This window comes from Metabacillus rhizolycopersici (assembly GCF_020075705.1).
In genome coordinates this window covers 1-11,946 of record NZ_JAIQUM010000107.1, presented here as the reverse complement: position 1 = coordinate 11,946, position 11,946 = coordinate 1, and the positions used below count along the sequence as shown (strand labels likewise).

Annotated in this window: 13 protein-coding genes and 1 pseudogene; 1 reads left to right on the top strand and 13 read right to left on the bottom strand. The window is 38.0% G+C overall.

Features of this window, described 5'->3' with window-relative positions:
- Positions 1–114 (bottom strand): annotated as a pseudogene (locus K9V48_RS25065) (IS6 family transposase); the annotation flags it as partial.
- Positions 115–562: 448 nt separating this feature from the next.
- Between K9V48_RS25065 and K9V48_RS25060 the strand changes: the two are divergent.
- Positions 563–1,273 (top strand): IS6 family transposase, encoded by a 711-nt coding sequence (locus tag K9V48_RS25060; protein ID WP_224141829.1) that lies wholly within the window; start codon positions 563–565, stop codon positions 1,271–1,273.
- 79 nt (positions 1,274–1,352) lie between these two features.
- Here K9V48_RS25060 and K9V48_RS25055 read toward each other — a convergent pair whose 3' ends face one another.
- From K9V48_RS25055 to K9V48_RS25000, 12 genes are all read right to left on the bottom strand, one after another.
- Complete coding sequence (locus K9V48_RS25055; RefSeq protein WP_224141828.1) at positions 1,353–1,607, bottom strand: YciI family protein; 255 nt, start codon at positions 1,605–1,607, stop codon at positions 1,353–1,355.
- A 13-nt stretch (positions 1,608–1,620) separates the two neighbouring features.
- The gene (locus K9V48_RS25050; RefSeq protein ID WP_224141827.1) at positions 1,621–3,075 is read right to left on the bottom strand and encodes an aldehyde dehydrogenase family protein; all 1,455 of its coding nucleotides are present in this window, start codon (positions 3,073–3,075) and stop codon (positions 1,621–1,623) included.
- A gap of 27 nt (positions 3,076–3,102) precedes the next feature.
- Entirely contained in the window at positions 3,103–3,408 is a 306-nt protein-coding gene (locus K9V48_RS25045; protein WP_224141826.1) for a hypothetical protein, read from the bottom strand.
- Between the two features lie 27 nt (positions 3,409–3,435).
- A complete protein-coding gene (locus K9V48_RS25040) occupies positions 3,436–3,816 on the bottom strand; it encodes a riboflavin kinase (RefSeq protein ID WP_224141830.1) in 381 nt (126 codons plus the stop codon).
- A gap of 2 nt (positions 3,817–3,818) precedes the next feature.
- A complete protein-coding gene (locus K9V48_RS25035) occupies positions 3,819–4,379 on the bottom strand; it encodes an NADPH-dependent FMN reductase (protein ID WP_224141825.1) in 561 nt (186 codons plus the stop codon).
- 59 nt (positions 4,380–4,438) lie between these two features.
- Positions 4,439–5,923, bottom strand: coding sequence for an aldehyde dehydrogenase (locus tag K9V48_RS25030; protein ID WP_224141824.1), 1,485 nt, complete (start codon positions 5,921–5,923; stop codon positions 4,439–4,441).
- 13 nt (positions 5,924–5,936) lie between these two features.
- A complete protein-coding gene (locus K9V48_RS25025) occupies positions 5,937–6,743 on the bottom strand; it encodes an alpha/beta fold hydrolase (RefSeq protein WP_224141823.1) in 807 nt (268 codons plus the stop codon).
- Positions 6,743–7,321, bottom strand: coding sequence for an amino acid synthesis family protein (locus K9V48_RS25020; protein ID WP_224141822.1), 579 nt, complete (start codon positions 7,319–7,321; stop codon positions 6,743–6,745). The genes K9V48_RS25025 and K9V48_RS25020 overlap by 1 nt, the downstream gene beginning before the upstream one ends.
- The gene (locus tag K9V48_RS25015) at positions 7,322–8,467 is read right to left on the bottom strand and encodes an LLM class flavin-dependent oxidoreductase (protein WP_224141821.1); all 1,146 of its coding nucleotides are present in this window, start codon (positions 8,465–8,467) and stop codon (positions 7,322–7,324) included.
- Positions 8,468–8,487: 20 nt separating this feature from the next.
- Positions 8,488–9,162, bottom strand: a complete 675-nt coding sequence (locus tag K9V48_RS29515) for a GntR family transcriptional regulator (RefSeq protein ID WP_224141820.1) — start codon at positions 9,160–9,162, stop codon at positions 8,488–8,490.
- A 204-nt stretch (positions 9,163–9,366) separates the two neighbouring features.
- Positions 9,367–10,971, bottom strand: coding sequence for a BCCT family transporter (locus tag K9V48_RS25005; protein ID WP_224141819.1), 1,605 nt, complete (start codon positions 10,969–10,971; stop codon positions 9,367–9,369).
- 739 nt (positions 10,972–11,710) lie between these two features.
- On the bottom strand, positions 11,711–11,946 hold a 236-nt coding region (locus K9V48_RS25000; protein WP_224141391.1), incomplete at its 5' end, for a DDE-type integrase/transposase/recombinase.

Sequence of the window (11,946 nt, the reverse complement as noted above, 5' to 3'; positions counted from 1 at the left end):
CATCATTTCCACCAAATCACGAAAACTTAAGTTGTACCGTAGGTACCATCTCACTGTTAATAAAATAATGTCAGGCTGATAATGTTTCCATTTGAATACATTTTGGTTTTCCATACTGATCATGCCCCTTTTTTTAGAGTAATAGTATCAGTATGTCCAAAATTTAGAGATTAGTTGCAATTGCCCTGAAGTTTTTGCACCAGAACCTTATATGCTGAGTTAAAAGTGGGGAATCCTACTAAAATAAGAACCTACTTTACACATTATATGACTAGTTAAAATAAGATACTGCCGTAACTAGTGAATATAATGTATATTGGACAAAACCGCTATCGCGGTGGTAAAACCAAAATATCCTCGATTCAGTACTAATTTTAGCTAATTTCTTTGTGTCCGTGAATATCTTAAAATTTGCTATGCAATACTGCTAGTAAAAAGTTTTAAGGAGTAATTATCATGGATAACAAAGGGTTCTGGTACAAAGACTTTAAGACACTTGCAAGTAATCTCTAAATCTTGGACATACTGATACTATCAATCTAGAAAAGGGATGGTATTCAGTATGGAAAAGCAAAATTTATTCAAGTGGAAACATTATCAACCCGATATTATTCTTCTTACTGTCAGATGGTACCTACAATACAACTTGAGCTTTCGTAATCTTGTGGAAATGATGGAGGAACGGGGATTATCGATGGCTCACACGACCATTATGCGTTGGGTTCATCAGTATAGTCCTGAATTAGACAAGCGACTTCGCCGTCATCTAAAACGTACAAATGATTCATGGAGAGTGGACGAAACGTATATCAAAGTAAAAGGGCAATGGATGTATCTGTATCGTGCAGTGGATTCTGAAGGAAACACCATTGACTTTTACCTAAGCAAAACAAGAGACCAAAAGGCTGCAAAGTGCTTCTTCAAGAAAGCTTTGCGTTTTTTTCATGTTTCTAAGCCTCGTGTCATCACTGTCGATAAAAATCCAGCGTATCCTGTAGCCATTCAACAGCTAAAAGACGAGCAAAAGGTGCCTGAAGGCATCCAAATGAGACAAGTGAAATATCTCAATAATATCGTAGAACAAGATCATCGTTTCATTAAGAAAAGAGTACGCTCCATGCTAGGATTCAAAACGTATGAAACTGCTACTTCAATAGTACGTGGCATTGAAGCCTTGCATATGATGAAAAAAGGACAGGTTCACCAACAGCAGGTGAAGTCTGTCCAAAATCGAAAAGAATTCATTGATAAACTGTTTGGCATCGCATCATAATCCGTAAGTTAGCAAGAAATTCATGTCCTATGTTTTTTTGAAATCATCTTTGCACCAGAACCCACAAAGCCACTCTTTATTAAATTGTCCATTCTTTTAATTCAAGCCTGCGCACTCTATGGATGACATGTGGATCATTTTCCGCTAACGAAAGAGCTTCTTCAAATGTATCTGCAATATATACAACTAAACCGCCTGATCCATCCGCAAAAGGCCCTCTTGCAAAAATTTTCCCTTTTTCATCAAGTTCATCTAAATACTCGATATGACGTGGTCGCACTTCTTTATTTTTTTCAGCATCAATCATATGTAAAATTGCTGCATAATAAGCCATGCTTTTCCACTCCCTAATTTCGATTCCAGACAACCAGCTTCATTTCTGTCATTTCTTCAACCGCATATTTTAAGCCTTCACGACCTGTTCCACTTTCCTTCACACCACCGTATGGCATATTATCGACACGGAATGTTGGAATGTCGTTGATCAGGACTCCACCAACGTGTAAATTTTCTGCTGCATCTAATGCTGTATGGACATTGTCTGTATAAATTCCAGCTTGCAGACCATAATTGGAGTCATTGACGAAATCAATTGCTTCTTCAATAGATTGAACCTTATTGATTAAAACAATTGGAGCAAATACTTCCTGGCAGGATACCTTTAAGCGAGTGTCAGCATTTAATATAACTGTTGGATGAAGAATATTGCCTTCTGCTTTTCCACCTGTAGCTATATTGGCTCCACCTTGTTTTGCCTCTTCAATCCAATTGAGAGTTCTTTCAACATCATTTGAAGAAATTAGAGCGGAAACATCCGTTTTTGGATCAAGTGGATCCCCTATTGTTAATCGTTTCGTTGCCTCGATAAACTTTTCAATGAAAGAATCATAGATTTCTTCATGAGCATAAATTCTTTGTAACGAAATACATACCTGCCCTTGGTTCGAAAACGCACCCGTCACACAGCGAGCAATAATCTTATCGATATCGACTCCTTTGTCAACAATAACAGCAGCATTAGATCCTAGCTCCAACGTCACACGCTTCAAACCTGCTTTATTACGGATCCCAATTCCAACCCCTGGACTTCCAGTAAAGGTAATCATGCTTACTCTAGGATCAGTAACCAACTTATCGCCGACTATTCGCCCTGATCCTGTGACCACATTCAATGCTCCTGCTGGTAATCCAGCTTCTTGCAAGAGCTCAGCAATGAAAAATGAGGATAGTGGTGTTTGACCTGCAGGCTTTAGTACAATTGTATTCCCTGCAGCAATAGCCGGACCAACTTTGTGAGAGACTAGATTCATAGGAAAATTGAAAGGGGTAATTGCCCCAATAATTCCAATTGGTTCACGCACAGTGTAACCAAGGCGATTTTCACCACCTTGAGCAGCGTCTAATGAAATTGTTTCTCCATGAATTCGTTTTGCTTCCTCTGCAGCAAACTTGTAGGTTTCAATGGTTCGAGCTACCTCTCCCTTCGCTGTTGTGATCGGCTTGGCTGATTCAATAGATATTATTTGAGCTGCTTCCTCTGCACGAACTTCAAGAAGTTGTGCCAATGTTTCCAAGATTTTTGCACGTTGATGGGCTGGCATTTTCGCCATCACTTTCTTAGCTTCGCGAGCCGCTTCAATAGCTTGGTCGACTTCAGCCTCTGTTGCCAGAGGGATTTCAGCTATGACTTCTCCTGAGTAAGGAGAGCGTAATATACTGTATTCCTTCGCTTCTATCCATTCTCCACCAATTAATAAATGTTTTCTAGTCACTTTATCTACAAAAGTCATTTGATCTACCATACCTTCCTTCATGAACTAGAGATTTCTCTAAAGATTAGAAACAATTTTTAAAACGTCATTCTTACCCAATGTAGAAAAATATTCTTGTAGTTTTAATGTTAAACCTCCACTTCCAAACTTTGGACGGAGATTTTTTGTTTCCGTTTTTTCATTAAGGGATTCGAGAAAAAATAAAATATTTCTACGACGTTCTAAAATATTTTCTATTCCTTTATTGTAAAACCAAGAATCAATAGTGTTATATATACCTCTATTCACGCCATATTTCTCATTACATAGTTGAATGAATGAAAAATCAGTTAAATGAATCATTTCATCGGCATTTGATATCATTTTGTTCCCCCTAACCGAAAAAACGTTTTAATTGACACATTCTAATTTAAATCTATTTTCTACAAGTTCAATATCCTTCTTGATTTGTAACACTAGCTGATTTATAGAGCCAAAGGATGTTTCCTCCCTTACGAAAAAGAAAACGTCTACCTTTAGTTCTTCACCATAAATAATTTGATTAAAATTAAAAATATGAACTTCATAATGAACTTGTAAATCTTCTTTATTAATAGTAGGACGAACCCCTACATTCATGATTCCATCATATTGGATGTTTTTATGCCAAATCTTAACTCCATATACACCCTTTGTTAAATACGGATCCTCTGTATCAATAAAAAGATTAGCTGTCGGAAATCCAATCGTACGACCAATCTGATTTCCCCTTATCACTTTACCCGCAATCACTGTCAATTTAATTCTCCTACTGTTTCCGATACTGCTTTTAGTGATTTTTGCATAAAAACAAGTTCTTTTGCTAAGTATGTCACACGTTCTATTACTTCTTCATCGACCAATTCGTCTTGGAAAAAATGGTCCTTATGGGCATAAACATAGCTTGGAGCTGTATAAGCACGTAAATACCCTGCGATTGGTTTTAATTGGTTTTCAATAACCAAATAATGTTGATATGTTCCTCCTGTCGCAACAAACCCCATCACTTTATTACGAAAAACTTTCGGATCGACTAAGTCAAACAAGTTTTTTAGAGCTCCTGTATATGAACCTTGGAAAATTGGTGTACCGACAATATAAAAATCTGCTGACGAAATAAGATTAATTACTTTTTTTGTATCCCCCGTATACGTTGATGGATCACGCCCATCGCAGAACTGAACATCATATTCTTTCAAATCAAGCAATTCTACTTGGATTTCAGGGTGATTTTTTTTTACTTCCTCTAAAACTTTTTCAACAACAATTTTGGTTTTTGATCCTGTAATAGTTCCTGAAATACCTAGTAATTTCATTATTCATTCCTCCTGACGATAACATCTTCTATAAAGAGTGCTTTACAGTACGACTGTTTTTACCTCATTATGAACGGATCTGGCATAGGTTCAGATGATGTATTGATCCAAACTGTTTTGTCCTGCATATATTCATTAATTGCTTCATATCCGCCTTCTCTGCCATACCCACTTAGTCCAGATCCTCCAATTGCAGCGATTGGGGAGATGCTTCGATATGTATTCACCCATACGATTCCTGCACGAATCGCCTTTGCTACTCGGTGAGCTCTTGCAATATCACTTGCCCAAATACCAGCAGCTAATCCATAATCAGTGCTGTTTGCTAGTTGAATAATTTCATCTTCATCTTTAAAAGGAATCACACTTAAAACAGGACCAAAAATTTCCTCTTTTGTAATGCGCGACTTATTATCGGTATGTTCAAAGATTGTCGGCTCAAAATACCAACCTTTTTCTAAATGTTCAGGTCTTTTTCCACCGTGTACAAGCTTGCCGCCTTCCTCTAAACCAATCGACACATATTGTTCCATACGTTCCAATTGAGCGTGAGTTGCTAGTGGTCCCATTTCTGTATCAGCTTGAAAAGGGTCACCAATTTTAATTTTTGATACACGATCAACAAGTTTCTCCATTACTTGATCGTAAATATCAACATGTAAAAATGCACGTGAACCAGCGACACAGCTTTGTCCTGAAGCACCGAATATACCAGCTATAATCCCCATTGCTGCATTATCTAGATTGGCATCTTCAAACACAATATTGGGTGATTTCCCACCAAGTTCAAGCGATAATTGTGCAAAGTTTTGAGCTGAATTCCGTACAATATGACGAGCAGATTCTGAACCTCCCGTAAAAGCAATTCGTCTTACAAGGGGATGTGAAGTCAGTGCATCACCTACAGGCATTCCAAAGCCGGTAACGACATTGACGACACCTGATGGAAAACCAGCCTTTTCAACTAGCTTGACTAGTTCTAAAAGAGACGCTGAAGTCATTTCTGAAGGTTTAATCACGATAGTGTTACCCGCAATAAGAGCAGGTGCAAGTTTCAACGTTGTTAAATAAAGTGGAGAATTCCAAGGAGTAATGGCTGCTACTACTCCTAATGGCTCTTTTGATGTAAAAGCAAACATATCTTTTTTATCGATTGGTAGAGTTTGACCATGAATTTTATCAGCAAGCCCTGCATAGTAATAAAAAAATTCCGGTAAATAATTTACTTGACCACGCATTTCTCTTATTAATTTCCCGTTATCTAATGTTTCTACTTCAGCTAGTGCATCGGCATGCTCAGCAATTAGCTCACCTAGCTTGCGAACGAGGCGGCCTCGTTCTGTAAATGTCATATTGGCCCATTCTGAATGTAAGAACGCATGGTGAGCAGCTTGAACAGCACGATCTACATCTTCAGTCGTCCCTTTTGCGACCTGACACCATGCTTCTTCGGTTGCAGGATTGTAGCTAGCGAAATATTCGCCACTTGATGAGTCAACCCACTCTCCATTAATATACATTTGGTACTTTCTCAGCTCTTTCACGTTCTGTCCCCCTCTACTTTACCGATATGATTTGTTTATCTATGAACATACGAATCACTTCATTCACAATTTCGTATCCCTCTACTGGTAGCATGTGCTTCATATTCGGTACAATCATTATTTCAGAATGTGCTATTTTTTCATGTATTTGTCTTGCCATCTCGGGATTTGAACCGACATCATGCTCACCAGTGATAATGAAAGTCGGCAAATCAATTTGATGGAGCTTTGACCATAATTGTGTATCTGCCGTTGCAAAAAGTGTATATGCCGCTAAATACGAATTGGGGTCATTTGTCTGCAGTCTTTTTCGAATCCTACTCACAGTTTCTTCCTGCATGTTTAGGAAATCTGGATTAAACCATCGTTGAATGGCTGGTTCAATTGTTGCCATAGGTCCTGTTTTTTCTACTTCTTCCACTCTTGTTAAAATGGCTTTTCGCTGTTCTTCCGTTCGATTGGCAACTGCATTCATAATTGTTAACGTTTTCAATTTTTCTTTGTATTTTAATGCGAATGCTTGTGCAACCATACCACCCATAGAAAATCCAGCGAGATGGGTTTTCTCGATATTTAAGTAGTTCATTAGTGCGGCTAACTGTTCGACAAATTGAGGAAGGAAATAAGGGCCGGGAGGATGCTCAGATCCTCCATGCCCGACCATGTCGTATACGATAACGCGGAAAGATTCCGACAGGTTTTCCAATTGCTGATTCCACATTGTATGATCTAAGCCGACACCATGAATAAGAATTAGCGGTTCACCATTTCCCTTTTCTTCATATCGAATACTTCCCTGATCATACTCTGCATATGGCATTAGACAAGCCCCATTTCAACCATATCTTGATGACGATTTCCTGTCCTAGGATGAGGGCGGGCTCCTGTAGAAACGGCTATTGCTACAACGATCTCATCTGCTCTTGGTGCATCAGGGATAGTTGCTTCAAATGTAATAAAATGAGAACGCTGTGACTCATCCGTCTTATGTACCATTGGAATAACCACTGCAGTTCCTGCTCCACCACGCTTATTTGTAAATGGTAAAATACTAGTTGCTTGTACCGCATCACGGAACTTATTACCAAATTTCAATGTGTGGATAAATGCTGATGCGTGCTCAATTTCTCCATCAACACCTACAACAGCAGCTTTTCCAAATGCTTCTACATCATCAGCTGAACCAATATGCTTAAATAGCTCAGAAACTAATAGCTCCCCAATTTGCGGTGCATATTCATTAATCTCCGGCATTAAATCTTCAACAAAACCTCTGCCAGCCCAAGGATTTTTGATCACCATCATAGTTGTGATCATTTTGATTGGATTCTCTACTTTCTTGCCACCTTCAATACGTGTTTCTTCAACAGCTGTATATACTTTTCGGATTTCTAACATTTACATTACCCCCACTTTAGTTTCTGTAAATTTTGGCATAACTTCTTCAGTAAACAATTTCAAACTTTTCATCATTTTGTCATGCGGCAAACCATTGTGGTTCACCCAAAGTAATAGTTCTTGTAAGTTTAATTCGTCTTTTAGCTCTTGAATTTTCTCTGCTACATAGTCAGGTGTACCAAACAATAAATTTCTTGGATGCAAGAATTCATAATTTAATTCTTGTCCTTCTTTTACTATTTCACCAGGATCCATAAGATTGCTAAGTCCTCTCCAATGACAAATCCAGCGATAGTTGTTTAATACTGCTTCTGCGGCATCTTGACGAGCTTGTTCCATCGTTTCGGCTACATAGACATCACGTACTAATGCAATACCTTCACCAAGTGGCACTTCATAACCACGCGATTTGGAAGCCCTTTCACGATACAATTCAAAACGCCCTTTCAATTCTTTAACAGTCGGCATCCAAAACATACCTTTTATATTGTTCTCAGCCGCTAATTCAATCGAACGTGGTGAATCAATTACTTGCCATAAAGGAAGTGACTCCTGATACGGTCTAGGCACAAGAGAAATTTTATTAATTTCGCTTTTTTCCATATCCATAAAGTCAGGAGTTGATGGGCTCATTGGGTGACTCCACTTTAATCCTTTTGGAGGGAATTGATAGATGTCACCTTCATGTGAAAAGAAACGATTGGACCATGCTTTCTTTAATACTTCTACAGTTTCTTCAAAAAGTGCACGGTTTTGCTCTTGGTTTTTCGGGTCAGCCAATGAGTTTAAATTAGCTGCCTCTCTTCCATATAGTCCACGTGCTAAACCAACTTCAACACGCCCTTTGCTTAGCTGATCAAGCATAGCAATGTCTTCCGCCAAACGAAGGGGATGCCAGAAGGTAGCGACATTTGCAGCCTGTCCAATTCGAATGTTCTTTGTACGGGCAGCAATATCAGCCCCCATTAAGATTGGATTTGAAATTAATTCATTTCCTTCATGACCAAAGTGATGCTCAGTATACCAAATGGAATCATAACCATTTTCGTCACAGTAAACAGCCTGTTCTCTCGCTTCATCTAAAACTTTATAATATTCATCGACTCTTCCTGGTCCTGCAAGGTTTGCAAAAATTCCAAATTTCATAGAAAACATCCTTTCGCATTTTAATTATTTTCGTAAAGTTTTTTGGCTATTCCCTTTTGAAGCTCTATTCCACTTGCCCTTACATGCTCTCGCATCGCTTTTTCTGCTCCTTCACAGTCTCCTTTTAATAAGGCCGTTAAGATCGCTTGGTGTTCCTGAAGTGATTTTTCAATCCGCTTAGGTACTTCTAAACTTAAGTAAACATACCTACTATAGCCAATTTGATTGAGGAGTAAATTAAGTAAAAAACGTAGTTTCGAATTATCAGATCCTTCGAGAATAGCAGTATGGAATAAGCTGTTAGCCTCTACATAAAGCTTGTGATCTGCTGTTTGCACCGCTTTTTCCATTGTAGCAACTGATTTCTGAACTTCTTCAATGGCCTTCGTATTACCGCTTTCTGCTAGTATTCCTGCTGCAAGACCTTCCAAAGCTTCTTTCACAGTAAACAACTCAATTAATTCTTTTTCTGTTGGTTTTGTCACACATGTTCCTACTCTAGGAATGATTTCTACTAAGCCTTCTCTCTCTAGTTGTTTTAATGCTTCTCTAATTGGTGTTCTGCTTATCTCGTAATAGTCTGATAAAGCAGCCTCTGATAATTTTTTGCCAGGTTCATAATCTCCAGTAACGATTGCTTCTCGAATGGCATTTGTAACCTGGGCGGTGATGCTAGTGGTAGTTAAAATGGACACAATGTGAAATCACCCTTTCTTTGCATGTACCATGGTAGATAATTTTAAACTCTCCACATTTGAAAACGGTAACAAAGTTAGGTTTCATAATTGAGTTAAATGAGTAGTGGGGTCTAAGATGAAAGTTGTTCTTACCATGTACCATGCAAGATCTTAGTTAAAGTGTAAATGGTAGGATAATAATTGTCAATATATTTTGAAAATTTAAATATTTTTTATCTTGGACGGTAAAAAACGCTTATATTCCTCTTTTCCCTCGATTACATCGGTATCTTCTTCAATGATCCCCTGTTCTTTTGCCATTTGTTTAGCAAAACGAGGTGCATACCATAAAGTAGGAAGCATAAGAATCGAGACTGGAACAGCTGCAATCACAACAAATGATTGTAAAGCACCGACTCCGCCTTCTCCCATCTTAATTAAAATGATAGCAATAACAGCCATTACGACTGCCCAGAAGACACGAATCAGCTTTGGAGGATCTCCTTCCCCTGTTACACTCATAGCTACGGAATATGCCATCGAATCAACTGTCGTTACAACGAACAGAACCGTCAGTATCAGGAAAATTAGGGGCATGACTGACCCAAAAGGCATTTGGCTAGCGATTGCGATAATAGCTGCAGGCAATCCATTGTCCAACAATGGTCCACTTACAGACCCGGCATTGTTTAATTCGTAAAAGATTCCTGAACCACCTAGCACCGTAAACCAAAAGTTTGTCGTGACAGAAGCGATGATCGAGACCAATAGGAAAACTTCTCTTATTTTTCGTCCTCTAGAAACCCTTGCGACAAGTAGTGCTACCAATGGACCAAAGCCAATAAACCAGCCAAAGAAAAACAGCATCCAATATGATAGCCATTCCTGGTCAGCACGGTAAGTACTAACATTAGCAAATTCACTCATATACGTTCCAAAAGAAGAAATGAATGAGTTGATAATAAACTCACCAGGGCCGAAAAGTAATAAAAAGATTGCGATACAAACAGCCATATTAACGTTTAATTTACTTAGCCATTGAATTCCTTTATCAATACCAGTAATCGTCGAAACTAATACAACCGCTGTGAGAGCTATAATGATGAGGACTTGTGTACTGAATGTGTCTGCCCATCCAAATATAGCATTTACACCATAACTTACTTGTAAGCCAAGAAATCCAATTGGACCTATTGTTCCAGCAACTGCACCAATAATACAAACGACATCAGCAAATGTTCCCCAGGCACTATGGCGGATTTTTTCACCCAAAATAGGATATAACAATGTTCTTGGCTTCAATGGCATTCCTTTATTGTAATGAGCGTACATAATGATAATCGTACTTATAGCTCCATAAATCGCCCAAGCTGTAAATCCCCATGACATGTAACTTTGAGCTAATGCAGGTCCTATTGCCTGTTCAGTCCCTGATTTAATCCCTTCAAACATCGGAGGAACGTCTATAAAGTAGTACATTGGCTCAGCAGCAGCCCAAAAAACTCCCCCTGCTCCTAATCCAGCTGTCACAACAATAGCGGCCCATTTAAAGAAGCTCATCTGTGGCTTGGCGAGATTCCCGAGCCGAACGTTTCCATACTTAGAAAACGATAAAACTAACCCTATCAAAAAGGTTGCAATCAGCAGTAGCTGCCAATAGGCTCCAAAATATTTAATAGATAAATTAAAGCCAGTATTGACAAATTTAGTTACTCCATCCACATTGAACATTGACATGAGGACAAAAATAACAAGGATTCCCCCACTGATGCTAAAAACGGGCCAATCGACCTTTTCTTTAAGAAATTTTAAATAGTTATTCTTCATAGTTTCCCTCCTTTTTCATTTTCCATCTACATTCATTATTAACAGGATTTAAAAATTATAAGAATTACAATCAACCGTAAGGAAAACGCTTACAAATAAAGAGTAAATAAATAGGTCGAATCCAAAAAATAAATGATAGTCCCCTCCAATCAAATGAATATGTTGCATGTACCATACAAGTAATAAGATAAACCAACACTCTATAAATGTCAATATATTCTGTGAATTCTGAACACTTTATCAATTAAAGTGACTTTGTTGTCTGTAATCTCTTCTAAACGGTTTCTCTATTCACTATATAATTCTATTTTTTAATGTTCTTTTGGAATTCAATGAAAAGAAACTTACCTCATTTTTTGGTAAGTTTAATGTAAGTAATAGAATTGAATTAAACAAATAGCGTAGCTGTCTATGGCTATAATAGTAACTCAAGAAATCCTATTTACTTACCTAGATTAATTGGATGACACCATAACTATACATTATGGACGGAACAGCGTTAGTTTTATTCCTTATTAACTTGGATGCAGAAATGACTTTTATGGAAATTTACGGTATTAAAACGCAAAACAAAAGGAGGATAATAATGACAAACAGTCCATCAGAAAAATCGCTAACCCATCGCACTACTTATATCAATGGTGTTTGTTGAAGAATACAAGATCTCGACTTCGACTAATATCTCCTATTATTTTTGGCGCTAAGTTATGACACCTTTTAACGCCTTTAAATTGCTAACTTATGAAGCTAATCCAAACAATTTATGGATGAATTCTTTTTGATTTTGGGCAGACTTCACTCCCTGATGAACCTGCTTCTTTTTCATCATATGCATGGCTTCTATGCCACTCAGTATGTAAGTAGCTGTACGAAATGATTTCAATCCTAACATCGAACGGACTCGCTTTTTTATAAAACGATGATCCTGTTCTACGATATTATTGAGATATTTCACTTGTCTCATTTGGATGCCTT